The sequence below is a fragment of the Ensifer sp. Root278 genome, assembly GCF_001429285.1.
Taxonomy (GTDB): domain Bacteria; phylum Pseudomonadota; class Alphaproteobacteria; order Rhizobiales; family Rhizobiaceae; genus Ensifer.
In genome coordinates this window covers 83,426-108,675 of sequence record NZ_LMJJ01000043.1, presented here as the reverse complement: position 1 = coordinate 108,675, position 25,250 = coordinate 83,426, and the positions used below count along the sequence as shown (strand labels likewise).

At 61.4% G+C, this 25,250-nt stretch carries 23 protein-coding genes and 3 pseudogenes; 12 read left to right on the top strand and 14 right to left on the bottom strand.

All coding sequences use genetic code 11. The features are described from left to right. Positions 1–115 precede the first annotated feature (115 nt). Entirely contained in the window at positions 116–382 is a 267-nt protein-coding gene (locus ASE60_RS29715) for a DUF2277 domain-containing protein (protein WP_057255194.1), read from the top strand. Between the two features lie 59 nt (positions 383–441). Here the strand turns inward: ASE60_RS29715 and ASE60_RS29710 are convergent, their stop codons facing one another. From ASE60_RS29710 to ASE60_RS29690, 5 genes are all read right to left on the bottom strand, one after another. After that, entirely contained in the window at positions 442–1,932 is a 1,491-nt protein-coding gene (locus ASE60_RS29710) for a sodium:proton antiporter (protein ID WP_057255193.1), read from the bottom strand. A 653-nt stretch (positions 1,933–2,585) separates the two neighbouring features. Continuing rightward, complete coding sequence (locus ASE60_RS29705) at positions 2,586–3,899, bottom strand: MFS transporter (protein ID WP_057255192.1); 1,314 nt, start codon at positions 3,897–3,899, stop codon at positions 2,586–2,588. Positions 3,900–4,187: 288 nt separating this feature from the next. Further along, positions 4,188–4,880, bottom strand: coding sequence for a hypothetical protein (locus tag ASE60_RS35345; protein ID WP_200964215.1), 693 nt, complete (start codon positions 4,878–4,880; stop codon positions 4,188–4,190). A 98-nt stretch (positions 4,881–4,978) separates the two neighbouring features. Further along, positions 4,979–5,368, bottom strand: coding sequence for a MerR family transcriptional regulator (locus tag ASE60_RS29695; RefSeq protein ID WP_200964214.1), 390 nt, complete (start codon positions 5,366–5,368; stop codon positions 4,979–4,981). Positions 5,369–5,461: 93 nt separating this feature from the next. Next, positions 5,462–5,995: a BA14K family protein gene (locus ASE60_RS29690; RefSeq protein ID WP_057255190.1), complete on the bottom strand. Its 534-nt coding sequence runs from the start codon at positions 5,993–5,995 to the stop codon at positions 5,462–5,464. A 394-nt stretch (positions 5,996–6,389) separates the two neighbouring features. Here ASE60_RS29690 and ASE60_RS34955 point away from each other — a divergent pair. The 3 genes and pseudogenes from ASE60_RS34955 to ASE60_RS29680 form a co-directional block, all read left to right on the top strand. Next, positions 6,390–6,492, top strand: a pseudogene (locus ASE60_RS34955) (hydrolase); the annotation flags it as partial. A 4-nt stretch (positions 6,493–6,496) separates the two neighbouring features. Next, positions 6,497–7,158 (top strand): annotated as a pseudogene (locus tag ASE60_RS29685) (hydrolase). Between the two features lie 133 nt (positions 7,159–7,291). Next, positions 7,292–7,690 (top strand): DoxX family protein, encoded by a 399-nt coding sequence (locus tag ASE60_RS29680; protein ID WP_057255535.1) that lies wholly within the window; start codon positions 7,292–7,294, stop codon positions 7,688–7,690. A gap of 16 nt (positions 7,691–7,706) precedes the next feature. Here the strand turns inward: ASE60_RS29680 and ASE60_RS29675 are convergent, their stop codons facing one another. From ASE60_RS29675 to ASE60_RS29660, 4 genes are all read right to left on the bottom strand, one after another. Beyond that, positions 7,707–7,997: a GNAT family N-acetyltransferase gene (locus ASE60_RS29675; protein WP_057255189.1), complete on the bottom strand. Its 291-nt coding sequence runs from the start codon at positions 7,995–7,997 to the stop codon at positions 7,707–7,709. A gap of 407 nt (positions 7,998–8,404) precedes the next feature. Then, entirely contained in the window at positions 8,405–9,508 is a 1,104-nt protein-coding gene (locus ASE60_RS29670; protein ID WP_057255188.1) for an NADH:flavin oxidoreductase/NADH oxidase, read from the bottom strand. A gap of 170 nt (positions 9,509–9,678) precedes the next feature. Beyond that, the gene (locus ASE60_RS29665) at positions 9,679–9,966 is read right to left on the bottom strand and encodes a XapX domain-containing protein (RefSeq protein ID WP_057255187.1); all 288 of its coding nucleotides are present in this window, start codon (positions 9,964–9,966) and stop codon (positions 9,679–9,681) included. A 129-nt stretch (positions 9,967–10,095) separates the two neighbouring features. After that, entirely contained in the window at positions 10,096–11,028 is a 933-nt protein-coding gene (locus tag ASE60_RS29660; RefSeq protein WP_057255186.1) for a VOC family protein, read from the bottom strand. Between the two features lie 117 nt (positions 11,029–11,145). Here ASE60_RS29660 and ASE60_RS29655 point away from each other — a divergent pair, with 117 nt between their 5' ends. The 6 genes from ASE60_RS29655 (at position 11,146) to ASE60_RS29630 (ending at position 17,482) form a co-directional block, all read left to right on the top strand. Next, entirely contained in the window at positions 11,146–12,045 is a 900-nt protein-coding gene (locus ASE60_RS29655; RefSeq protein WP_057255185.1) for a LysR family transcriptional regulator, read from the top strand. A 294-nt stretch (positions 12,046–12,339) separates the two neighbouring features. After that, positions 12,340–13,287, top strand: a complete 948-nt coding sequence (locus tag ASE60_RS29650; RefSeq protein ID WP_156414748.1) for a hypothetical protein — start codon at positions 12,340–12,342, stop codon at positions 13,285–13,287. After that, on the top strand, positions 13,284–14,171 hold the full coding sequence (locus ASE60_RS29645; RefSeq protein ID WP_057255184.1) for a ThiF family adenylyltransferase: 888 nt from the start codon (positions 13,284–13,286) through the stop codon (positions 14,169–14,171). Before ASE60_RS29650 ends, ASE60_RS29645 begins: the two co-directional genes overlap by 4 nt. Continuing rightward, on the top strand, positions 14,168–15,367 hold the full coding sequence (locus ASE60_RS29640) for a hypothetical protein (RefSeq protein ID WP_057255183.1): 1,200 nt from the start codon (positions 14,168–14,170) through the stop codon (positions 15,365–15,367). Before ASE60_RS29645 ends, ASE60_RS29640 begins: the two co-directional genes overlap by 4 nt. After that, positions 15,360–16,466 carry a GNAT family N-acetyltransferase gene (locus ASE60_RS29635; RefSeq protein ID WP_057255182.1) on the top strand — a complete coding sequence of 369 codons (1,107 nt, stop codon included), beginning with the start codon at positions 15,360–15,362 and terminating at the stop codon, positions 16,464–16,466. The genes ASE60_RS29640 and ASE60_RS29635 overlap by 8 nt, the downstream gene beginning before the upstream one ends. Continuing rightward, the gene (locus tag ASE60_RS29630; RefSeq protein ID WP_057255181.1) at positions 16,463–17,482 is read left to right on the top strand and encodes a hypothetical protein; all 1,020 of its coding nucleotides are present in this window, start codon (positions 16,463–16,465) and stop codon (positions 17,480–17,482) included. The genes ASE60_RS29635 and ASE60_RS29630 overlap by 4 nt, the downstream gene beginning before the upstream one ends. Before the next feature lie 20 nt (positions 17,483–17,502). Here ASE60_RS29630 and ASE60_RS29625 read toward each other — a convergent pair whose 3' ends face one another. The 3 genes from ASE60_RS29625 to ASE60_RS29615 all read right to left on the bottom strand — a co-directional run bounded on the left by ASE60_RS29625 (position 17,503) and on the right by ASE60_RS29615 (position 21,987). After that, a complete protein-coding gene (locus ASE60_RS29625) occupies positions 17,503–20,901 on the bottom strand; it encodes an acyl-[ACP]--phospholipid O-acyltransferase (protein WP_057255180.1) in 3,399 nt (1,132 codons plus the stop codon). A 92-nt stretch (positions 20,902–20,993) separates the two neighbouring features. After that, on the bottom strand, positions 20,994–21,272 hold the full coding sequence (locus ASE60_RS29620; protein ID WP_057255179.1) for a YiaA/YiaB family inner membrane protein: 279 nt from the start codon (positions 21,270–21,272) through the stop codon (positions 20,994–20,996). Positions 21,273–21,300: 28 nt separating this feature from the next. Then, positions 21,301–21,987: a PspA/IM30 family protein gene (locus tag ASE60_RS29615; protein WP_057255178.1), complete on the bottom strand. Its 687-nt coding sequence runs from the start codon at positions 21,985–21,987 to the stop codon at positions 21,301–21,303. Positions 21,988–22,087: 100 nt separating this feature from the next. On the opposite strand from ASE60_RS29615, the gene ASE60_RS29610 reads away from it, so the two are divergent. After that, positions 22,088–22,684: a TetR/AcrR family transcriptional regulator gene (locus ASE60_RS29610; protein WP_057255533.1), complete on the top strand. Its 597-nt coding sequence runs from the start codon at positions 22,088–22,090 to the stop codon at positions 22,682–22,684. Positions 22,685–22,968: 284 nt separating this feature from the next. Here the strand turns inward: ASE60_RS29610 and dtd are convergent, their stop codons facing one another. Then, positions 22,969–23,412, bottom strand: a complete 444-nt coding sequence (gene dtd / locus ASE60_RS29605; protein WP_057255177.1) for a D-aminoacyl-tRNA deacylase — start codon at positions 23,410–23,412, stop codon at positions 22,969–22,971. A gap of 312 nt (positions 23,413–23,724) precedes the next feature. On the opposite strand from dtd, the pseudogene ASE60_RS35900 reads away from it, so the two are divergent. After that, positions 23,725–23,965: pseudogene (locus ASE60_RS35900) on the top strand (hypothetical protein); the annotation flags it as partial. A 79-nt stretch (positions 23,966–24,044) separates the two neighbouring features. Here the strand turns inward: ASE60_RS35900 and ASE60_RS29600 are convergent. Beyond that, positions 24,045–24,470, bottom strand: coding sequence for a DUF4168 domain-containing protein (locus tag ASE60_RS29600; RefSeq protein WP_082616269.1), 426 nt, complete (start codon positions 24,468–24,470; stop codon positions 24,045–24,047). Positions 24,471–25,250 lie beyond the last annotated feature (780 nt).

Below are 25,250 nucleotides of genomic sequence, written 5' to 3'. Positions count from 1 at the left end.
GCGCCGAACAGTCGGATTGCAGGAGAGAGACGGCAAAGGTCTTTCGCCAATGGGGAACGAGCATTAAGATCCGGGCCTCTACAGGAGCGAGAACGAAGAGGACCGGGAGCCCGTCATGTGCCGAAACATAAAACCCCTGTTCAATTTCGAGCCGCCGGCGACGGACGCGGAGATCCATGACGCCGCGTTGCAGTTCGTGCGCAAACTGAGCGGAACAACCAAACCGGCCAAGCGCAACGAGGCGGCCTTCGAGCACGCCGTCAATTCGATCGCGGCCTGCGCCCGGGAATTGCTCTATTCACTCGAAACGTCGCAGCCGCCGCGCAACCGCGAAGAAGAAGCGGCCAAGGCCCGCGCCCGAAACGCGATCCGGTTTGCCTGAGATAAAACGGCGCCGGCAATAGCCGACGCGCTTTGTTCCCTATCCACTGGGAGCGCTCCTCACGCCTTGGCGGCGAGCGCGCTCAATTCTTCAAGGTCGAGGTCCCGTTCCAATTCGTGCAGCGTCTCGTCGTCGATCTCGCCGGCGCGATGAAGCCGGATGAGTTCGCGCCGTCCGGTTGCGACCGCTTCGAGCACGACGTCGAAATGGGCATGAAGAATGGGCGCGTAGTGCTCCGTGCGCTCGGCGTAATCGACGATCGACACCGCCCGGCGCTGATACCTATCGAGCAGTTGCGGATGGATGAGGGTGCCTCCGCCATCATAAGCGTGGCTCTGAATGGTCACGAGTTGCGCCTGCGCCATGGCCGCCTCGGCCTGGCTCATGCTGAGGCGCGCCTTTTCCGATGGCGGCTCGACGAGCCCCGCCCATGCGATCACCCGCCCGAGCGTGGTGCCCTGGACGAGCACGGTCCCCAAGATGACGGCAAAGGATGTCACCAGGATGAAGTCGCGACCGGGAAAGCCCTCCGGTATGCTGAGGGCCAAGGCCAGCGTGACAACACCGCGCACACCTGCCCAGGAGACCACCGTTGCCGCGCGTGCCCCAAGCGGCCGATAGCGCTCCATCCCAAGGGCGTTTCCGAGGCGGATGGCGAAATCCGAGCCAAACACCCAGGCAAAGCGCGCGACGGAGAGCGCCACGAGAATTGCTAGGATTGGCCACCACATGGTGGCGGCGACGACATCGAAGCCGCCTCCGCGCTCGACGACGCCGCGAAGCGACAGGCCGATCAGAATGAAGACGGCAGCCTCCATCAGGAAGACGATGACGGTCCAGAACGACGAGCCGCGCATGCGCGTTGCCGCCGTGAGCACGGTGTGCTGGTGCCAGCTTGCGATCAGGCCGGTGGTGACGGTGGCAATGACGCCTGAAACATGCAGGAACTCGCCGAGCAGGTAGGAGGTCCAGGACAGCAGGGCCGTGGCCGCGATGATCAGGTATTCGTCGCCAAGACGGCGCGCAAGCAGGACCCAGGCCGTGCCGATGGCGGTACCGACAAGGGCGCCGCCGATCGCCAGCACGAAAAAGCTGCCGACCGCTTCGCTCGCGCTGAAGGCCCCGGTGACGCCGGCGGCAATCGCGAAGCGGAAGAGGACTAGGCCGCTCGCGTCGTTGAGCAGGCTTTCTCCCTCGAGCAGGATCTGCAGCCGCCGAGGCAGCCGCACACGCTGCAGCACGGCACGGGCCGAAACCGCGTCGGGCGGCGACACGATCGCCCCTAGCGCCGCGCAGGCGGCCCAGGGGAGCGAGGGGAAAAGCAGATGCGTGACCACGGCGACCACGGCACAGGTGAAGAACACCGCGCCGATCGCCAGCGAGGCGATGCCGATCAGATGCCGGCGCAGTCGGCCAACGGCGATCGTCCATGCGCCGCCGGCCAGCAGTGCGACGGAAGGCGGTGACCCGAACCTGTCGGCGACATAGTGCAGGGCGATGATCGCCACAAACATGCCAATCACCAGCTCGAACAAATGTGTCGGTTCCACGCGCTCTGCCTCCACCCCTCCAGGATGAGGGCATTACAGAACGCGCTTTGCCGAAACGCAATTGGCGCGGGCGGTTTGAGCGGAGAAAACAGGCGCGGCCAGAAAAGAAAAAAGGGCCGACGGAAGACCGCGGCCCATAAGGTGTGAAGGTCAATAAACCTCCAGAGGGGAACAGCTGCTGCGGCGGCATTGGGAGGAGAACCGCCATATGCATCAGCTGTGTGCTTTATGCCTGATTTTTGACCACCTGGAAAACAATTATTGTGCAATGCAGCTATGCGTGCACCGCACATGAGGAGGCGCACGTGATACCCGGTTGACTCCGGGCACTCGGCGCGGCGTGTTGCAGAACCGTGGCGGAACGGCGCCTGCTGCCGAAGAAAGATCTGGATAGAGGATCGGGACCGGCGCAATGCACCGGTCCCGATGATATAGCTGCTACACTAGCGACCGTGGGATCGGCCGCATGTGCATGCTAGAACGGTTTTCTCGATCAGAAAGCCCGACGTCATTGCTCCCCGAGTTGTCCGCATTCTATCCACCGGTTGTGCACAGGCCGATCGTGTCCCAACACCTTGGCAGATCTGCCATTTCCGCACCTCTGTGATTAGTGCCCTTTTCACCGGGAGCAATGGGCGTATTCGTCCGTGACCTCACGCCAGCGATGCAAGCCGGGTTTCCGCATCGATCAGGCAGGCCGCGATCGCAGCCACCAGCAACAAACCGGCAAAGGTGCCGATTGCAAGCCCGAAGCTCTGGGTCACCAGGATGCCGATCAAGGAAGGAGCGAGCAGACCGCCGAGGCGCGCCATGCCGCCCGCCGCACCCATTCCGGTTGCTCGAGACTCCGTTGGATAGAGCTCCGGCGTATAGGCGTAGAGCGCGCCCCAGGTGCCGAGCAGCGCAAAACTCATGATGAGCAGCGACGCTGCGATGATCGTCGCCCCATCTGCCACGACGAAAAGCAGGCAGCTCAAGGCGGAGAGAAGACAAAAGCCGACCAGCGTCGGCCGGCGTCCCCATGTCTCGACGCCATAGGCGGCGAGCGCGTAGCCTGGGATTTGCGCCAAAGCGATCAGAACGAGAAAACCATAACCGCGGACGAAGCCGAAGCCTTCTCCCGCGAGCCGCGGCGGCATCCAGGTGAAGACGCCGTAGTAGGATACCGAAACGAGGAACCACACGGCCAAGATCAGAAGACTGCGGCGGCGCAGATCCCCAGAGAAGATGCCGGCACTCGGTGAGGCCGCAGGAAGTGCGATCGATACGGTCGTTTCGAGCTGAGGGTGACGATTGGTGACGAGCATCTGGTTGACGATGGCTTTTGCCTCGGCAGCCTTGCCCGCACGAAGCAGATAGAGCGGCGACTCCGGAACGAGGAAGCGCAGGCCGAGGCCGAGCACCGCCGGGATGGCCGTGATCGCGAAAATATAGCGCCATGCGTCCGTGAGTTCCGCGAGCGCGACGAGCCATGCCGCCACCGCCACGATCAACGTTCCCACGGCCCAGAACCCTTCGAGCATGACGAGCCAGCGACCGCGGCTTCGGGCGGGCAGGAACTCCGACATCATGGCGTAGTCGACCGGCAGGGTACCGCCGACTGCAGCACCCGTGAGGAACCGCAGGAACAAAAGGACGCCGAAGCTGGGTGCGAAGATCGATAGCATGCCGAAGATGGCATCGCAGGCCACGGTGACAATCAGCACCCGCCGCCGACCGATGCGATCGGCAAGCCGACCAAAACCAACCGCTCCGATCAGCATGCCGAGAAAGAACAGGGTACCGGTCTGCAGTGCCTGCGGAAGCGTCAGACCGAACGTCGCGGCGATGGAGGCTGCCGTGAAACCAACGGCAAGAACCTGCATGGCATCAGCCGCCCAGACCAAACCGAAGATGCCAATCAAGCGGTACTGATAGGGTCCCGTGCCGGCACGGTCGAGCGCTTCGTTCATCGTGATCGTCGTCATTCCGTCCTGCCTTAGAAATCAATGCGCGGACACTACGTCGGCAGATCGAACTTGAACAGCGGCCCTCGAAGCGGCATCGGATCGGCTGTACCGCGCCAAAAACGGTTCGCGCCGCCTTGCAAGGATTCTTTCGGAAGAAATCCGAAGTGGTATCCGCGCGGACATCACACACGGAAAGATCGTCATCAGAGACCGGTTTCGCGCTCTTAACTGGAGGATGAGGTCGTCAGCCGGCATCTTGGTCGCGAGCGCATAGAGGCGGCGTCCCGGCCGATCGGAGGACGACGGTCAGCCTCGGTCAACATCGTGTCCGTTTTCGACGAGCCACGAGTCGTGAAGCCACTTTTCCGTGCCGCGATGGCCCGGGAATGTGATCCAGTTGATATCGCGCTCGAACACCATGACCTTGCGGTCCGCGCCGACGATGACCCACATCCAGAGGCCATCGGCCGTATTCCGCATTTTGACTTTCATGCCCGTCAGGGTCAGATCTTCCGTGCGCCCATTGCGGGCGACCCGCAGCGGCTCGTCATAGGGGTCGATCCAGCTGATCTTCAGCACCGGCAGGAGATCAGGTGCCGCGTCGCGCAGGAAATCGATGGCGATCGCCTGCGTCTCCTCGCGCGTCGGCAGTTGACCGCCAACCAGAGCAAGGTCGATGCGAGCGAACCCCTTGAGCCGGCCATCCGCGGCGATGACGGTGCTGAAATGCTCGCCACCAAGCGCCGCGTTGCGGCCATCCGTTCGCTCATAGCGCACAAGCTCGGCGCCCTGACCGTCCAGAGTGGCAGGGCGTCGAGCGACCTCATCGTAGCCAACCGGCATGACTGTTCTGATGACGGTCGCCACGGACTGCGCCGAAAGCGTTGCCGATTTCATGGACGTTCCCTTCTGAGTTTCCGCAAGCGCAATGCTGGCTGTGGTTGGCGAGAAGACGAGACCGAGAGCAGCGAGCGCAATGAGGGGGCGTATGCGAGGCATGTCAAAACTCCTTCGGTTGGCTTGGAGACCGGGTGAGGCAATATGTAACTTGACGTTAAGTGTAGATCGTGGACGCAATTGTCCCCGCCGGCCTTGCTCTAGGTCCGCCTCGCTTGCGCGATCAGCTCTTGCATACGGGTAATGTTGGATTCCAGGTCGCGCTTGAATGCAGTGAGTTCATCAAGCTGGGCATCGGCGTTGACGAGCTGGGCCTCCAGGATTTCCAGTACCCTTTCCTTGCCCTTGATGCCGTTTGCATCCTCGAAATAGAGGTCGATGACGGCGGCGATTTCGTCGAGGCGCAAGCCGAGTCGCTTGAGTGCGGCGATCTTTTCCAGCCGCTTGACGGCCACTTCGTCATAGTAGCGATAGCCCGTGCCCTCACGCTCGGCTGGCTTCACCAGCCCGAGGCGCTCGTAATAGTGGATCGTGCGGTGGCTGACGCCTGCACGTTCCGACAGTTCTCCAATCTGCATGAGGGACGACAAATGGCACCCACCTAAACCTGACGTTGGGTGTAGATCTAGGATATAGGCCTATGTTCGTCAAATATTGGCCTTCGCTCGAAGGCCTTTGACCCGTCAGTAGGGCGAGATGCAAATCTGCCGCGGACCGTAATAGGGCTGGAACGTGTCGTCGTAAGCCCTGTAGGACCGGTAGCGGGCATAGCACCAGCTCGTATGCGCGTTGCCGCCATAATAGGTCTGCCGGTAATAGCGTGGCGCATAGTAACGCGGGCGATAGTAGGTCGGGCCGCCGTAATAGCCTTGGTTATAATAGCCCTGATCGTAGTAGCCCGAGCCATAATAGGGCTGCGCCAGCGCTCCACCGATGATCGTACCGAGGGCCAGTCCGCCGAGCGCCCAGGCCCAATCGTCGTCGCCACCGTTGTGGTGCCCGTGATGGTAACCGCCACCGTAACCACCTCGGTAACCACCGCGGTAACCGCCGCGGTAACCGCCGCGGTAACCGCCACCGTATCGTCTGTACTGAACCAGTTGCGCTTGCGTCGTTTCGATCTTCGGGACGTCCGCTGCTGTGGGAAATGCCATGGCTGGCGAAACGCTGGTCAGCGCCGACGCCATGGACAAGGCAATGATCGTTAGCCTATTCATTGGCTTACCTCCATTTTCCCCGCTTGTCCTGAAGTATACATCGGAAAAGGCGCAGAAGCACTGCGTTTTGACGGTGCGCGACGCCGGGTATGGCGCGCAACCCGACGCGCCTCTTTCGAACAACCGCACGCGGCATCCGCTTGGCCGCACACGACGGATCGGGTCGCCGGCATCCCCACGCCCCGCCGGCTGCCGCCTTGACCGTGGCGGATACACAAACCCGCGAGTCATCACCAATTATTTCATTATCCGCAATTCAATCGAAATCATTATTGCAATTCAGCAGCGCAACCCGGTCGGCTACACCTGTTCTCACCAAACCAGTTCACCCCAGACCGGCCAAGGCCGGGCACCGACGCCCCGCTTGCCAACCAGCTCAAAGAGGAGAAAGCCCATGTCCAGCAAACTCGAAGTCCTGACCCCCGCAAACAGCCAGCTGATCTTCATCGACCAGCAGCCGCAGATGGCCTTCGGCGTTCAGTCGATCGATCGGCAGGNTCCATGTCCAGCAAACTCGAAGTCCTGACCCCCGCAAACAGCCAGCTGATCTTCATCGACCAGCAGCCGCAGATGGCCTTCGGCGTTCAGTCGATCGATCGGCAGGTGCTGAAGAACAACGTCGTCGGTCTCGCCAAGGCGGCAAAGGTCTTCAACATTCCAACCACCATCACCACCGTCGAAACCGGGTCCTTCTCCGGCCACACCTATCCCGAACTGCTCGCCGTCTTCCCGGAAAACGACATTCTCGAACGCACCTCGATGAATTCCTGGGACGATCAGAACGTCCGCGATGCCCTGGCCAAAAATGCCGCCAACGGCCGCAAGAAAATCGTCGTCTCCGGGCTGTGGACCGAAGTCTGCAACACCACCTTCGCGCTGTCGTGCATGCATGACACCGACTACGAGATCTACATGGTYGCCGACGCCTCCGGCGGCACCTCGGCCGATGCGCACAAATACGCCATGGACCGCATGGTCCAGGCCGGCGTCATCCCGGTGACCTGGCAGCAGGTCCTAAGGAAACCTACAATGCCGTCACCACGCTGGTGAAGGAGCATTCCGGCGCCTACGGCATGGGCATCGATTACGCCGTCACCATGGTTCACAAGGGCGACGAACGCGTCAGCCACGGCAAGACGATCGGCCCCAACCCGGCAAAATAACGGGGCGATCTGCCCACCGCGCAACACCCCAGACCCACAATAAGACCGGCTTCGCATGAAGCCGGTCATTATTTTGAATGTTTCAGATCACGCCCACATTGACCTCACCGGGTCGCTTGCAAAGGAAACACGCATGCACGCTTTATCCAACCAGCTGGCCCCTTATCTGCTCAGCCTTTTGCGCATCGTCTCCGCCCTCGTCCTCTTCAGCTACGGAACGCAGAAGGTCACCGGCTTTCCCGCAAGTGACGGCGGCGGACCGCCCGTCGGCTCCTTGCCCTGGATTGCCGGATTGTTCGAACTCGTCCTCGGCTTCACGCTGCTGGTCGGCTTCAAGAGCCGGCTTTCCGCCTTCATTCTTTCCGGCCTCATGGCGTCGGCCTATTTCCTGCGCCATGCGCCGCAGGGTTTCTATCCGGCTCAGAACGGCGGTACGGCCGCCATCATCTTCTGTTTCGTGTTCCTCTACCTCGCTGCCGCAGGCGGCGGACCCGTCGGCCTTGATGCGGCGCGCGGTGACGCCAAGCTTTGACGGTCGGTCGCGCCGGTCAACCGTCGACGACGTCGCCATAGTCCAGATGGCGAGCGTACCAGGCGGCCACGAACGGGCAACGGATGACGACTTTCCGGTGGCTCGCTCTCACGAGGTCGAAAACGCCGGTCACCAGCCGCGACCCGATCCCGCGGCCGGACAATTCCTCAGGAACCTCCGTATGGATCAACACTAGGCGCCCATCCTCCTGACGGTAGTAGACGGCGGCGATGCCCCCGTCGACCGCCAGTTCGAAGCGGTGCAGCTCCGGGCGCTCGATAACCACATTGTTTTCGGATTGGTTCATGGGACGCTTTCCCTTCTCCGGCCGGGCTTCAAACGGCCTGTTGCAGAAACTGATGGATAGGAGGCGACGATCCGTTTGCGCTCCCGCCGTTTTCGCCGGACAAAACAAGCTTCTTGTCCAGGCGCACCGATACCTAAGTGTAGTTACGTGGCGCACCGCGCAGGTCTACCTTTCGAAACCCCCGGGCCGCCCCGGGCCGCTGAGACCGTCTCCTGCCGCAGGAGACGGTCTTCTTTCTGCGCCGGAATGAACCAGGGCGCGATCCGACATCGGTATGGCGGGGGCGCCGGTTCTTACGTCTGCCTAAAGCGCGTCGCGATCTTTCAGATTCGCTCCTTGCGCTCTAAGTTTTTGATGTTTCGCATGTCGTTGTCGCAAAACCGCTGCGCACTTTTGCGCGACAGGCTTTAGCGGTCGAAGAGATGACGGAGTTGTCGGGGTTGCGATCGCAGATACTGATCGGGCGCCCACACCCGCTCGCCGAAATGCGCGGCGGCATGCCAGGGCCAGCGGGGATCGTAGAGAATGGCGCGGGCAATCGCGATGAGGTCGGCATCACCCGTCGTCAGGATTGCTTCGGCCTGTTCGAACTCGGTAATGAGGCCGACGGCGATGACTGGTATCGCCACATTCTCTTTGACGGCGCGCGCAAAGGGTACCTGATAGCTTGGGCCGATCGCAATTTGCTGGTGGGATGCAAGGCCGCCCGACGAGACATGAATAGCCGAGCAGCCACGTGCTTCAAGCGCCTGGCAAAAGGTAATGGTTTGCTCGATATCCCAGCCGTTCTGGGCCCAGTCGGTCGCCGAGACCCGCATCGTCACCGGCCGGTCCGCCGGAAATGCCGCGCGAACGGCCTCGAAGACTTCAAGGGGGAAGCGCATGCGGTTTTCCAGCGTTCCACCATAGTCGTCCGTGCGACGGTTGGAGAGGGGCGACAGGAACTGATGCAGGAGATAGCCGTGAGCTCCATGAATCTGGACAGCGTCCAGCCCGAGAGCGGCGGCGCGACGGGCGGCGTCGGCGAAGGCCGAGCGGACCTGCGCAAGGCCGGCGCGATCGAGCGCAACCGGATGGTCATAGTCATCGTGGAACGGGACAGGGCTCGGTGCGACGGTTTTCCAGCCGCCTTCGTCCTTCGGGTTGATCTGGCGGCCGCCTTTCCATGGGACTTCGCTGGAAGCTTTCCGTCCGGCATGGCCGAGCTGAATGGCGATGGGCATGTCGGACCACCGACGCACCCCGTCCAGAACCCGGCCCATCGCGCGCTCGCAGGCATCCGAATAAAGCCCGACATCGCCATAGGAAATACGGCCCTCAGGCAGGACTGCGGTCGCCTCGATGGTGAGCACAGCCGCACCCGACATGGCCAGATTACCGAGATGAATAAGATGCCAGTCGGTCATCTGCCCGTCCGTGGCCGAATATTGGCACATTGGCGCGATGACGATGCGGTTTCGCAGATTAAGCGATCCCATTTCGAAGGGCGAGAAAAGCCTGGTTCCGCTCATGATCGTTCTCCAGAGGTCGACAGGGCCTGTCGGATCGGCCCTGCCAATGTTTCGCCGTTTGGCAGCGAGGTTGCAATCTCTCGGTATCGAAGGGGCTTCAGAACTTGCCGTTCCGGCTCTGCCATTTCGATTGGGCTCGTGCTGGACGCGGAAAGGCTTTCGGCGCGGGCTCAGCTATCAGACTTGATCCGAACCCGCTGGGCCGCAGCGACATCGCTCCGGTTTTCTCCCTTCGGCATGTGACCGAACATGTGGGGTTTGATCTGGTTGATCCAGGAAATCACCGCCGGCTCCTTGCCCCACAGAGTTTTGGCAAAAGGAACGATCTGTTCGCCGACGAGAATTCCAAGAAGACCGACCAGGGCGATAACCGGCGGTGCCGGCGAGCGGACATTGAGGAGGCTATAGACAATGCCGACGAGCAGTCCGGCGCCGAGTGACAGGAGATAGAGTTTCATGACGGTGATCCTTGATTGGTGTAGCTGCCACTCCGAGCGGGTCGGCCCAGAGTGGCTTTGCCTATCGTATCCGATGCGTTTTCCAGGGTGGACGCGCTGCTTGCGGGTGGCGCCGGTCAGGCGCTGACCTCATGCAGCAAGCGGAGCCAGATTTGCCTCGATCTTGTTGCGGAAAGGCTCGTATCGGTTCGGCAGCTTCAGCGCCTCGCCGAGATGAGCGGTATCCTCGTCGCGGTCGAAGCCGGGTTCGTTCGTTGCGATCTCGAACAGGATCCCGCCCGGTGTCCGGAAGTAGATCGCCCAGAAATAGTCGCGATCGATGACGGGGGTTACCTGGTAGCCGGTGTCCATCAATACCTTGCGCACTTCGAGCTGCTTTTCACGGTTCTCGACCGCAAAGGCGATGTGATGGACCGAACCTGCCCCCTGGCGGGCAAACGGTGTCTTCGGGAGCGCCGCCAAGTCGATCGTGTCTGCACCGTTGCCGCCGGGAATGATGAACCGCGTGACGTCCCCTTCGATTTCAGAACGCTCATAGCCCATGAAACGGAGGAGTTCTTCGGTCGCCGCAGTGTCGTGAAGGTTGAAGCGGGCACCGCTGAAGCCGCGGATGGCGTTGGCCTCGGAAATGCCCTCGGCAAGCCAGGGGGCGCGGACGTCGTCGGCCGCTTCGACCAGGGCGAGGCCGTCACCATCGGGGCCCGTGAAACGCAGGCGATTGGCGCCGAAGACCGTATCGGTCTGAATACCACCCACACCTTGCGCAATGAGACGGTCTTTCCAAAAGGCCAGCGCCCCCTTTGGAATGGAGAACTGGGTTTCGCCGACTTCGCCGACGCCCGGCCGCCCGATCATCATGTGCGGGAACGGAAAGTACGTCATGACGGTACCAGGCGTACCGTTCTCATCGCCATAATAAAGGTGATACACACTCGGATCATCGAAATTGACTGTCTTCTTCACGCGGCGAAGGCCGAGCGTGTCGGTGAAAAACCTGTTGTTCTGCTGCGCATCCGACGCCATGGAGGTGACGTGATGCAGTCCCTTGATATCCTTGATCATGGCCCGTGCCTTTCTTCGTTGACTTGTCCGTCGATGCGAAGAGATGTACTCGGGTTGATTAGGTCGCAGAATTGCAATATTTCTTTCGAGTGAGTTGCGATTTTTGAAACAATAGAGATGAACGATCATAAAGCCCTGAAAATCTTCCTGATGGCCGCCGAGAAGCGCAACTTCGCTCAGGTTGCCCGCGAGCTCGATATGACGCCCGCTGCCGTCACGCGGGCCATTGCCGCGCTTGAAGATGATCTCGGGGTCCAGTTGTTTGTTCGCACGACCCGCCAGGTATCGCTGACGACGGACGGCGCCGTTTTTGCCGCCCAGATCCAGCCGGCGGTCGAAACGCTCGAAAACGCGCGGCGCGACGTCAAGAATGCCCACAAGGCTGACCAGGGACGCTTAAGGATCAGCGCGCCGACTTGGCTCGGCAAGACGGTGCTGCCGCCGATCCTCTCCGGCTTCCGGGAGCTCTACCCGAAAATGTGCTTCGAGATCTCGCTGTCGGACGGCTTGGTCGATATCGTTGACGACGACTACGATCTCGCGATCCGCATCTCGTCGGCGCCGTCGGACAAGTTCACGATATGGCGCAAGATCAAGGTGGTGCCGAGGATATTGGTGGCCGCACCAGGCAGCAGGTTCGCTGAGATGCAACACCCGAGCGAGCTGACCCCGGACGATTGTCTCGCCTATAGCGGCGAAAGCCGACGGGAGAACTGGCTGCTTTCGGACGGAGGCTCGAGCATCACCATCGTCGCCGGAAGGGCATTCAGCGCCAACAATGGCGAGGTACTTGCCGACATGGCCGCAGACGGCGGGGGCGTGGCGATGCTGCCGGGATTTCATATCGCCGAGCATATTCGCAGCGGACGGCTCGTCCATGTTCTGCGTGGCTGGTCGCCACCAGACCTTTGGTTGACACTCTACTATCCGCCGTACCAGGCCCTACCGCCGCGCATCGCGACGTTCTCGAAATTCTTCGAGGAACAACTGACCGCTCATATGGTCATGCTCGACTAGAGCTCCCGCTTTCAAGTGGAATAACTAGAAGCGAAAAGATACCCTAGAATCAAAGTGCTGGAGCGTACTTTTGTGCGTTCATCTGAACGCACGGCGCTTGTCTTATGACGATCTGCGCTTCTTGTGAGAAAAAGAGGCGTCGGCGAGGACAATCACGGCATCACTGCCTGACACCAAACCGTTGGCGCTTGCTCTCAGGCAAAAATTAAACCAAATGTTTGCTCTCTCCCGCGAAGATGCGACCCAAGCTTGCACAAACCTCCATTCTAGAATTGAAGCTGCCGGGCCGGGCCATTGTACAATCTGATATCGGTCGTGCTGAAGAAGCGCCTCGACCTCTCATTCAAGACTTCACCAGATTTCCGCGCGAGGATCGTGGAAGCTCCCGGGCTGTGGATGAGCGAGCGGGAAGTCGCCAGACTGCGGCACGATCTGCGAAAGGTCGCGCAGCGATCGGTTGCCGATGGAGAGCTGGACTACGGCGTCTTCTCCGAGCGTGAAGACGCCCTCGCCCGGACGATCGTGACGGTCGTCTATCGGGTTTCCGACGGCGAGCCGGTCGCCTTCAACGCCTTGCCGGTCATCCAGGTCTCTCTCTCGGGCAAACCCGTCGACGTTCTCCACCTGGGGCTGGTGATGATCGATCCCGCAGTTCGCAGCCAGGGGCTTTCCTGGGTGCTCTACGGTCTCACCTGCTTTCTTCTTTTCCTGCGCAACCAGCTTCGTCCGCTCTGGATTTCAAATGTCACCCAGGTGCCGGCCGTTGCCGGCATGGTGGCCGAGACCTTCAGTGGCGTCTTCCCTGCGCCCACGCGCGGCGCGCGCCGATCGTTGCATCAGCAACTGATCGCCACGGCGATCATGGGCTCCCATCGGCATGTCTTCGGCGTCGGTCCTGATGCCGGTTTCGACGCCGATCGCTTCGTGATCACCAACGCCTATACGGGCGGTTCCGACAACCTGAAAAAGACCTTCGAGGCGGCGCCGAAGCACCGCAAGGCTGAGTACAACGATTTCTGCGCGGCCGAACTCGACTACGATCGCGGCGACGACCTGCTTCAAATCGGACAGCTCGACCTCAACGCGGCGCAGCGTTACCTCATGGAAAGCGTGCCGCGCAACGCGCTCGGTCGTCTTGCCGTCGCAAGTTTCGTCATCCTCGTCCAAAGGCTGGCTCTACCGGTCTTGCATTGGGCGGACAGCCGTCGGCAGTGGGGCATATTGAGGCCTTCAAACCAATGAGCAGCGTCTTCTCCTATGAGGCCTTCACCACGCGCAACATCGGCTTCGTCACGGAGGCGGAGCAACGACGCTTGAGACTGGCGACCGTCTTCGTCTGCGGAACCGGCGGTATGGGCGGCGCCTGCATCCAGGCGCTGGCGCGGGCCGGCATCGGTCGTCTCATCCTCGCCGATATCGACCGCTTCGAGCTGTCGAACCTCAATCGCCAGGTCTTCTGTTTTGCCGACACTATTGGCACCCCCAAGGCAGAAGCGACCCGAGACCTCTGCCTAAAGATCAATCCCGACTTGGACGTGACCGTCTTCGGCCCGGATTGGACCGATCATGCCGAGACGCTCATTGCCGACGCGGACGTCGTCATCAACGGGACGGACGATCTCGGCGCCAGCCTCCTGCTCTATCGCGTCTCGCGAAACCTCGGCCGGACGGTGATCGACGCCTATGCGTCTCCTTTGCCCTCCGTGTACGTGACGCGACCGCAAGATCCGATGCCGGAAGAGCGGCTCGGTTATCCGACTGCCGGAACCGCCTGGAACGCACTGACGGCCGACCAGCGGACGGAAGCTTTCCTGCGCGAGGCGGAATACGTGATGGTCCATTCGTCGTCACGCCACCATGTCGATCTTTCGCTCGCCGGCGAAGTGATTGCCGGCACCCGCAGTCGCATGTCCTTCGCGCCAATGGTGATCTCCACCGGCACATTGATGGCCTACGAGGCGATCCACGTGGTCCTCGGCCGTCCACAGTCCGCCGATTGCCGCGGCTGGTTCTTCAACCTCCATGCCGGGCGCATCGAACGGCCCCGCAATGCAATCGTCGCTGCGCTGCTGCGTCCGCTGGTACGTCGCTACCTCAAGCGCCTTGCGGCTCCGGCAGCGCCATGAACACGCCGCTCGTTGCCGATAGTTTCGTTTCGCTGGCGGCGCTTGGCGGCCTCCTTGTGCTGATCGGCACCATCCGTAGCTTCGATACGGAAAGCCCGCTGAACCGCCGCTTCCTCTTTGGATTGCAGGTGCTGGCGGCATTGATGGCGAGCCGGGTGCTCGCCTGGTGGACGGACCTCTTCATCTTCAAAGCCGCAACGATCATAACTGCGGGCCTCGTTCCGCTCTCGACAGTTCTCCTCGCCGAGGGTCTGTTGCGCCGCCATGCACCGAGGACGACGAAATGGATCGCAGCCGGCGGCGCGGCCACCTTCTTCGCGCTCGCCTTCCTTCCGGCATCGATCGCCGAGCCCTGGCGTGTCGCGCTGCTGTTCGTCTATCAACTCGTCACCTTCGCTCTCGCCGGGCATATGACGGTAACGCGCGACCGGGCGAGCCTGTCAAAGGCGGAGAACCAGGCGGTTGACCGCATGGCCCTCTCGCTGCTTCTGATCCTGCCACTCCTCGTCACCGATTTCCGCTCGGCCTACATCGACCAGCCGGTGCGGCTCGGCGGGGTCGCGATCCTGTTCCTGTGCTGGCTGCTGATCAGCCTTGGCCAGCGCGCCGCGGGGCATCGTGACACGGTCGTTTCCTTCGCCATCCTGCTTTCGGTCGCTCTGCTCGCAGCCCTTGTCGTCGGCTTCGAAAACGGGCTCGAACCGGCAGCGCTGGTGCGAGCGGCCAGCGTCATCCTCAGCGCCGCCTTGCTTGGCGTGATCTGGAAAGACAGCCTAAGCCTTCGCACGGAGCAAAGGCGGCAGAGCCTGATCCGGCATCTGGCCGAGGACCGCATCGACGACACGCTCGGCTTCCTCAAGGAATTACAGAACCATCCGTTGGTGGATGGCGCACTTTTGCTTGGCGAGAATGAACTTTCAGACCTCGACTTGCCGGTGATCAAGGCGCTCTTTGCTGCCCGGCCGTTGATGCGCACTACCGAAACGGGCAGCCTTTCCCAATCGGATGCCGAGCAGCTTGCCTGGCTGCTCGAAAAATACGAGGCCACCCATGTCATGCTGGTGTCGAACCGGCCGTTCCGGCTCATTGCGCTCAACATGCCCTCCGTCACTGCCACACCGGGTGCGGAGACAGAGTTGAAGGTCGTCCAGCGCATGGCCATGCTGATCTCCGAGAGGAACCCGCTCCATGATTGAGATCCGCGAGGGGGATATCGACGCCTTCTTCACTGCGCCCCTTCAGATCTACGGTGCACGCACGCCCTATGTCTCGCCGATGTTCAGCGACCTCAGGCGTTTCCTTTCAGCTGAAAAGAACCCTCTCTTCGATACGGCAGAAGACTTCGCCATCTTCACGGCCCATGAAGGCGGCGCCGTGCGCGGGCGCATAACAGCCCACGTGCACCGCGCATCGAACGCGAAGTTTGGCCTCGATCGCTGCTATTTCGGCTACTTCGACTGTGCCGACGACGAGCGCGTCGCGGCCGCCCTGTTGGAGCGGGCAGAGGATTGGGCGCGCGCGAAGGGCTTTGGGGAAATCCTCGGAAACTTCAACCTGACTGCCATGCAGCAAGTCGGCATCATGACCGGCGGTTTCGAGAACGCGCCCTATACGGATCAGATCTGGGGGCCACCGCATCTGCCCCGCCTGCTGGAACGCCGGGGGTACGCCCCATGCTTCCCGATGACCACCTTCGAAATCGACGTCCGCACTGTGGCAGTCGACGGTCTGCTCGCCAGTGCGCAAATGCGCGCGCTTTTCGACGACGGCTTCCGTTTTTCACCGATCCGGCGGGCAACGCTCGAACGGAGATTGGAGGATTCCCGGCTGATCCTCAACGAGAGCTTCGCCGACAATCCGATGTTCGTGCCCGTCAGCCGTGCGGAATACGACTTTCAGGCAAAGGAGATGAAGTGGATCATGGATCCACGCATCTCGGCGGTCGCGGAGAAAGACGGCGCGCCAGCCGGTGCGGTGATTGCCATACCCGACGTCAATCCGATGCTGAAGGCGATGGGCTCGCGGCTCGGGTTGAGTGCGCCCTGGCATCTGCTCAAGCACCGCCTCAAGCGCCGCCGTGCCGTGATCATATTCCAGGGTGTGAAACCGGAGCATCAGGGGCGCGGCCTCAATCCGCTCCTTCTTGCCCGTGTGCTCAAAGAAATGCGCCGCGCCGGCTACGAGACTGCCGGCGGCACCTGGATCGCGGACGTCAATGCGGCCAGCCTGAGGCAGGTGGAAAAAGCCGGCGCAAGGCCCCTGCATCGTCTGCATCTCTTCGGAAAGACATTATGAGCCGCATTGACACCGCCATGCTCGTCGATCTGGCGGCTGAGGCCAATCTCGCCCCCTCCGTCCACAATACCCAGCCGGCCCGCTGGATACTGGACGAAGACGGATGCATTCTGCTTGCTGCCGACCTCTCCCGGCACCTCGGCATCGGCGATCCGACCGGTCGCGATATGGGGCTCTCCTGTGGAGCGGCGCTCGAGGGCATGGTGATGGCGCTCGCCGCGCGCGGGATCGGTGTGGCCATCGAAGATCTCTGGGGCGATAACATTCTCGACTGGAGGCCCGACTACCGATTGGCCGCGCGGCTGACCCTTGCGCGCGCGGCGATGCCCACGGAGCTTGCCGGCTGGAGCACCAAGCGCTTCACATGGCGTGCCCGCTTCTTGCCCGCGGCGCCCGAACAGATCGAAAGGCTCGAGCACTGGGTGGCTGAGACGGCTGATGTAAAGCTCGCCAGCGGCCACGAGGATCTCGCCTTCATTGCCGCACTTAACGACCGCGCAAGTCTGTCGATCATGCGCGATAGATCGTTCCGCAATGAACTCGTGGCGTGGATGCGGTTTTCTCCAACCCATCCGGCCTATGCCTTCGATGGGCTCAATATTGCCGCGCTGCAGATGGGGCGGCTGGAAGGCGCACTGGCGGAGCATGTGCTCGCTTCACCACTTTTCGACATTGCCGATCGGCTGGGCCTCGGCAAAAGTCTCGTCGCCGAAGCGGGAAAGACGATAACCGCCGCGGCTTGCCTCCTGTTCCATCGGCCGGAAGACGAGAGCCCAATCGTCTCCGGACAAGCCTTCTATCGTTTCTGGCTGGGTTTCACGCGTCTCGGCTTCGCCGGTTGGCCGATGGCGGTGCTGGCTGATCTACCGTCCGCTGCAGAGGCGATGCGGCAGCGCTTCCCGTTGCCACCCGGCCACCGGCTGATCAATGTCCTGCGCGTGGGGCCGGCGCCGTCGACCGTTCCGAAGTATCGCCTTCCGGCCCATGCTCTCGTGCTGGACGGAAAGCCGGACTGAAGCCGGCTCCCTTTTCCATATCAGGCGGCGTCCTCGGTCCTTGCAGTCTCGGCGAGAAGCTTCTGAGCACTGACGAAGTCCACCTTTCCGGTTCCAAGCACAGGCACGGCTCCCACCCTCACATCCGAGGGAACCATCATGTCCATCGCCCCCTTTTCCTTGGCGAAGCGAAGGAATGCGGCGCGTGTCGCACCCGGAGCGTCAGTGAGCATGACCAGGCGCTCGCCTTTTTTGGCATCAGGCAGCGACACGACAACCGTCAACTGACCCGGCCACAGCTCTCCCGCCAGCGCCTCCACAGCGCCAAGCGAAACCATCTCGCCGCCGATCTTGGCAAATCGTTTGGCCCGACCCCGGATGACGATGAAACCATCTTCATCGACAGTGACGATGTCGCCGGTGTCATGCCAGCCGTCCGGCGTCGGCTCGATTACGCCGGGCGCTTCTACGCGGAGATATCCGGCCATGACGTTGGCGCCGCGGATGAAAAGCCGTCCGCCCTCCATGACACCCGGCACGGCATCGAGCCTATACTCCATGCCCGGCATGATCTTGCCGACGCTACCGGCCTTGTTGAACATTGGCGTGTTCAGCGCAATCACTGGCGCCGCCTCGGTCACACCGTAGCCTTCGAGGATGCGGACGCCGAACTTCTCCATGTAGAGCGCACGGGTAGCCGCCCTGACCGGTTCGGCGCCGGCGAAGCAATAGCGGATCGACCGGAAGTCATAGGGATGAGCCGTCCGTGCATATCCGTTCAGGAAGGTGTCGGTCCCGAAGATGATCGTTGCGTTGGAGGCGTAGATCAGTTCCGGAATGATCCGGTAGTGCAACGGCGACGGATAGAAATAGACGGGGACGCCGGAGATGAGCGGCAGCACAGTACCAGCGGTGAGCCCGAAGGAATGGAACACCGGCAGGATGTTGAACACCTTGTCGCCCGAGTGGAAATCGATGCGGGACGCTGCTTGAGCCGCATTGGAGAGGATGTTGCGGTGTGTCAGCACCACGCCCTTCGGCGTTCCTTCCGAACCGGAGGTATAGAGTATGACTGCCGGATCGTCGGCTGTGCGTCGAACAAGCGGACGTGCCTTCTGCAGGAGACCGCGCAGCTTGTCGGCAAGGCCGATCGTCTGGCGCAGATCATCGAGCCAGATAATTTCCACCGTCTTCGCCAACTCCTCGACGACGGGGCCAAGTTTCGCCTGGGTGACGAAGGCACGCGACGTCAGCACGTAGCGGACCTGCGCCGCCTTGCAGGCCGAAATGATGTTGGCCGCGCCCGCCGTGAAATTGAGCATTGCCGGCACCTTGCCGGCGGACATCACGCCGAGGATGGTTGCGACCGCACCGTTGGCGTTGGGCAAGAGAACGCCGAGCGCCTTCTCAGCCGGGAAGAGCGACTTGAACTTCGCGCCAATCACGGCCGCGCCCGTCAGCAGCTTGCCATACGACAGGGAACCGGTGACCGGGTCCTGCACAGCGAGCCGGTTGAATCCGCGCTCCTTGGCCGTCTTGATCACCTTTTCGAGCACGGTGGTGTTGGTATCCGTGGTGCGGAACATCAACATCGACATGACCTGGTAGAGAGCAGCACCCGCGGCCATGCGGCGCTTGCGACCTTTCAGCTCTTCCGGAACAGAGAGGCGAACGGGCTCTAGAATGGTGACCTTCACCTTCGGAAACAGGCGGCGGCGAACGTGCAAGGAACTGAGGCGCGAGAAGTAGCTCTTCTCCAGCCCGTCGATACGAACCGGTACGACCATGGAGCCGGTCTTGTCGGCCACCATCGCGGCGCCGTCATAGACCTTCATCAGCGCGCCGGTGACCGTGATGCGGCCCTCGGGGAAGATCACGAGCGGCTCACCATTGTTGACCGTCTTGATGAGCGTACGCGTTGCCATCGGCTTCGAAGGATCCAACGGCAGGAAGTTGCACATCTTCAGGAACGGTTTCACCCACCACGCCTTGGCGATAGTGTAGTCGACCGCGAAGGTCGGTTCCTCGTCCGTCAGCGCCAGGGCCAGTGCGCCATCGAGAAAGGAAACATGGTTGAGCGCGATGATCGGCGCACGCCCCGCCTTTTTCAGATTGTCGAGGCCCTCCACTTCCAGCCGAAGGAAGGCGCGGAAGAGGATGGATACGAAATCACGGAAAGCATTGGTCGGCAACGTGCGCAGCATGACCCAGGCCGCCACGGCATTGGCGAGCGCAAGGCCGGCGAAAAGTACCGCTGTCGACACGCCGGACGCCTGCAGGACGGCGACAAGGCCGCCGCCGGCGGTGATGAAGGCCGCGGACAATACATTCGACGCGCCGATGACACGCGATCGTTCGTCCTCTTGCGCCCAGGCCTGAAGGGCCGCAAGCGTGGGTACGGCCAGGAAGGCGCCGGCGATGGCCATGCCGGCCAGATCGATGGCGATGCGCAGAGTGTAGGGACCGGCGAAAAAGGCGGAGAGCGTCTCGGCCGCTGCGGCCGCACCGGCATGTCCGACGCACCAGGCGAGATCGAGGCCGAACAGCGCCATGATCAGGGTGCCGAGCGGTGCCGGCAGGAGCACGATACGTCCTGCGGACATCCAGGCAGCGATTGCCGAGCCAACGCCGATCGCCACGGCGAAGACGGCGAGATAGGCAGTGATCACAGTCTCGTCGCCGCCGAGATAGTTCTTCACCATGGGCGGCAGCAACGACAGTACGATCGCGCCCACCAGCCAGAACCACGCCGCCATCAGCGCGGTGCGCCAGAGCCGTTTGTCGCTGCGCAGTGAAGCGAGGAGCCGCCCCGTGGAACGGAGGACGTTGCGATCGACGACAAGGTCCGGCGCCTTGGCGCCCAGGCGAGGAATGTAGCGGCTGGAAAGCCAGCAGGCGAGCGCGAGGCCGAGCATCATGGGGCCAAACAGCCAGGGATCGACGCCATCGGCCGCGGCAAGCCCTGCGACGACTGTGCCGCCGAGGATGGCGATGAACGTCGCCCCCTCGATCCAGGCGTTCGCGCGCGGCAGTTCCTTGCGCTCCAGGTGGTCCGGCAGGATGCCGTATTTGACAGGCCCAAAGAGCGCGGAGATGGCACCGAACAGGAAGAGCGCAACCAGCAGAACGGCAATGGAGGAGAACGCAATACCGACGACCGCAACGGCTGCGGCAGCGAGCTCCCACCGCTTCAGCCTCTCGGCGACGACCGCCTTGTCGAACTTGTCGGCAAGTTGGCCGCCGAGTGCGGAAAAGAGCAGGAACGGCGCCATGAAGACGGCGCCGGCCAGCGTAACGAGCGATCCGGCATCATTTGCCGCCACGGTGGCGAGGATGAGGAAGACGAGCGTGTTCTTGAGGAAATTATCGTTGAACGCCGACAGGAACTGCGTCCAGAAGAGTGGCGCAAACCGCCGAGAAGTCATGAGATTGTTTTTCACGGAACGTCTCCCCTTTTTTTGAGCGTTCTAGATGAAAGTCGTTTCACTCTCGTTCACAGGTTGTGCTTTGTGGCGACAGGGCTAACGATGAATTAAACGTCGTCGGCCTTGATGCCGAGCAGCAGCTTCTCGGTCTTTGCATCATCGATCCTGCGGATGAGCTTTTCAGCTTCCAGATTGTCGCGCAGCGTCTTGGTGACGTTTACCGCCGTCTGCAGGAGCATCAGGATGCCCATGGCGAGATAGCCCTTTCCCCAGAGATCGATCGGCATCATGTAAAGGCCGATCACCACCATGAAGGCGGCCACGCCGAAGCTCACATAGGAGAAGGAGGTCCAGGCCGGGGAGTGTTTCATCAGACTGTCGTTCATCGTCGTTTTCCTTTGAGAGATAGTGGGTTCAAAGAGTAGGGTTTGCCTTGGCACGCAGACGCTCGAGCACGTCTTCAGCGCTCGTTATGAGCGGGCGGCCGCAACCGGCAGCGGCCAGTTTCTCTGCAAGCGCGGTCGGATCAGGCCGGTCTTCCAGCTCAACTAGCGCCTCGGCCGTCAACTCAGCCTCGCGCTGGCGCGTTTCGAGCCGCGCAAGTGTTGCCTCGGCATCGCTGAGCGTAGCCAGATCGTTGCCAGGCACGTCTCGGGAAAGGCGCCGCGTCCGGTCACGTGCCTCGGCCAGGCGCTCGCCGCGGCGCAGCGCAGCCAGGCGCGTTTCGCTCTGCCGCACCGCTTGCCTCAACCGATCTATTCCATCTGTAAATTCCGCCTGAACCTGACGTGCGTTCTGCAGTTCGGTTTCCAGCCGAGCAATCGAGGCTGCAGCCTCGGTAGCCAGATCCTCTCGCCCCTTTTCAAGGGCTGCGATAGCGCGCGCTTCGAGATCATCGATGCGGGCAGAGAGCCTCTCGGCATTTTCTTTTTCCAGGCGATTTTGCGCGATCGCCAGAGCGACCGCCCGACGTGCGCTTTCGACGCCGCGCGCGGCATCACGGATCTGCTGCGCAAGTATCGGTAGCGCATGCCGATCGCCGAAGGCCTCCTCCGCCTCGTGGGCGCGACCTCGTATCAGCGTTGCGATTTGTTTGAACATTTCCTCACCTCCATGTATGAACAATGTTCAATAATCTTTTGTCACAAAGATGAACGATGTTCAAGTTAAAAATGAACAACGTTCAAAAATGAGGTTACCGGTGGTCGGAAAGCGTCAAACGAAGAAGGAAGACCTGAAGGCAAGGCTGATAGTCGCCTGCACGGAGCTCATTCGCGAACAAGGGCTGAAGAACCTGCGCGCGCGGGATATCGCCGAACGCGCCGGCGCGGCGCTCGGTGGTCTTTACACGGTCTTCGATGATCTCGACGGGCTGATTCTCCACGTCAACTCGGGGACGCTGAAACAGTTGGAGAACACCCTCAACACCGCGATTTCGCCATCAGCGGCCATTGAGGAGACTTTCCTCAGCCTGTCTCTGGCATACCTGCGCTTCGCGCTAGCAGAGCGAAACCTGTGGTCCGCCCTTTTCGAACATAGGATGCCGGAGGGCGTCTCCGTTCCGGAGTGGCACCTTGCCGAACACGCTTTCCTGATCGGGCTCATCGCAGCACCACTCGCGCGACATATGCCTGATGCTTCTCGCCAAGACGTGGCAATTCGTGCCCGGACGTTCTTCGCGGCCGTTCATGGCGTGATCTCTCTCAGCCTTGAAGGACGGTTCGTCGGCATAACGCCCGAAGTGCTCGAACGTGAGATTACAGTGCTCGCAGGAATTCTCGCCAGGAGCCGGAGCTGACGTACTCGGCGCCAGCCTGGCAGTTCCGTTCGATAGATGACGCGACCTTTTCAGCACAGACCTTGTGGAAGGGATCGCGCCGTCGGCCGTGCGGGTGGACGCAAACAAAGGGCACCGACGCTCGTAGTAATTCAACTCAAAGCCCGGCACCTCCGATCGCATGTCGATGCTATTCAACCTGGGCTCTGACCCGGCCCGACAGTCATTCATCCAGGCGATCCGATCGCGAGTATAGGTGATCATCGCCTCAAGCTCGTTCCGCTTAATATGCGACCCTGAAGCGGTTAGCCGGACGTCGTGTCCAGCCAGATCGTAACTGGACCGTCGTTGGCCAATTCCACCCGCATGTCCGCACCGAAGACGCCATTCGCAACGGCAACGCCAAGGGCCGAGAAATTGGCAGAGAAAGTCTCATATAGGCGTTTGCCCTCCTCCGGCGGCGCTGCCGTAGAAAAGCCCGGCCGGTTTCCTTTCGTCTCGGCGGCCAATGTGAACTGGCTGACGATGAGAGCTGAGCCGCCGACATCGACAAGCGAACGGTTCATGCGATCCGCATCGTCCCTGAAGATGCGCAGGTTGACAATCTTGCGCGCCAGCCATTCGCTTTCCTTTTCAGAGTCACCCTTCATCGCACAAACGAAGACCAACAGACCATTGCCGATTTCCCCCGTCACCGTTTCGTCGACGGTGACACGCGCAGATGAAACGCGCTGGATAAGTGCTCTCATGGCAACGATTCTCCCTATGGCTTCCCGCTCTTATCGGCTCCGAGGCGATGGCGATCAAGCTCAGAACCGCGCGCCGACGGTCAGGAGATCGTCGCTGAAATCGTAGTGGAAAGCATGGAGGGCTGGCCATGCGCGATCCGCCTGCCCGAGCGACCGTTCCGGACGATACATTATGCGATCGTTGAAGCACCCTTCCTGTCGCGCGGGCGATGCCGCGGAAGCAAGAGAACTGGGTTCCTCGTGAACTTGTGGCAGGGGGTGACGTGGAAACACATCCCCTCTTCGAGGATGGCGTGGTGATCGCGGCGCATCGAACTCGGGATCGACAAGAAGCTGATCCCGATGTGCGGCGGCACCGATGGCGCGGTGCTCTCGGCCCGCGGCATTCCGACGCCCAACGTCTTCACCGGCGCCTACAACTTCCACACGCGTTTCGCGTTTGCCGGTGCAGGCATTCGAAAGGTCGCTGGAAATGGCCGCCAAAATTTGGCAAGTGGCCGCTAGTAGCCGACAGTTCCACGGGGCCTGCCAGCAAGCCTCCTTGCGTATTTAGCACTCGGGAGCGGAAGCCCGCAAAATGAGTTCGCGGGCCGCACGCAAGTGTCCGGCAATCCGATTGCTGCCGAGGCCACCTACTGCTGTGCCGGAGCGGTCTTTTGAAGTTCTGCCTGAACCTTCTTGGCGACTGCCGGATCGCTCTGTGCCGCTGTAAGAATTGCCGAATATTCTTCGACCGAAATGGCCGGCGATGCTTTGACGGCTTCGACCATTTTCTTGCTGCCTTCGGTCTCCAGCTTCTTCTTCGCCGCCTCGTCCGATGTTGCTTCTATCTTTGCGGAATATTCCTGCCTGACCTTGTCGACCTGAAGATAGGCAACAGCAAAGGCTTCGATCTTTTGTTCGCTGATGGCGGCGTCCGTACCCTTGTTGTCGGCCTGTCCCTGCGTCGGCTGCGTCTCTTGCGCCTGAGCAATTTCAAAGGCAGATGCTGGACTGAAGATCATGAAACTGAAGATTGCAGCCGTCAGCGATGAAATTGGCGTGTAACGAGTGATCATATTCATTCCTCTATGATGTTCATGACGTAATCGGCAGCGATAGGGCCTTTCGATCGTCACTCACGTCGGCTGGATACCGAACGCGTCAGTGACGATGAAACGCTGGGAAGGGCTCGGTGCGGCGGTACCGGGGCAATTTGCTGACCATTGAACGGCAGCTTTATGGCTCACCCACGACGCCGGTTCTGTCGAGCCCTATGTTCTTCCCCGCCCTCGAACCCCTTTTGGCGTGTCGGGGCTGCGCCGGGCGAAGGGCGGCAGATCAGCTAGCCTTCGGCGCACGACGGCGCGCCGTCACGGTTGAGTGGCATCCTCGCCATTCGGGTTTGGCGCCGGCGCCTCTCTCGTGTCCCGAGGCGGATGTATCCGTTCTTCGGACTTCGGCGTCGAGTCCTGGGGCTCGGGACGGCGGACGGGCCGTGGTTTGGGATCGCCCTTCTTGGGCGGAGGAACAATTTTCTCAGTCATAAACTCGTTGCTCGCGCTTTCCACTGCAAAACCGGTCGACATAAGTAAAGTTCCCCTCGGATCGAACATCTGACGGCCGCTGAGGCGTACGACTAATTATGGAACTTCCGTATCTATCGGAAACATCCGGAATTTGCCTGTGAAGGCATGAACGGCGAAAAAACGGAAGGGAATTGGACGCAGCCCTTGCGGCCTTCGCCTATACTGACGGCCCATGCATGATCTCGACATCCACGTGGAGTCGATCGCCGCCCGTCTACTCCTGGCTGTCCAAACGCGGCAAAGACCCGCTCAGCATAAAGGCCGAAGAGG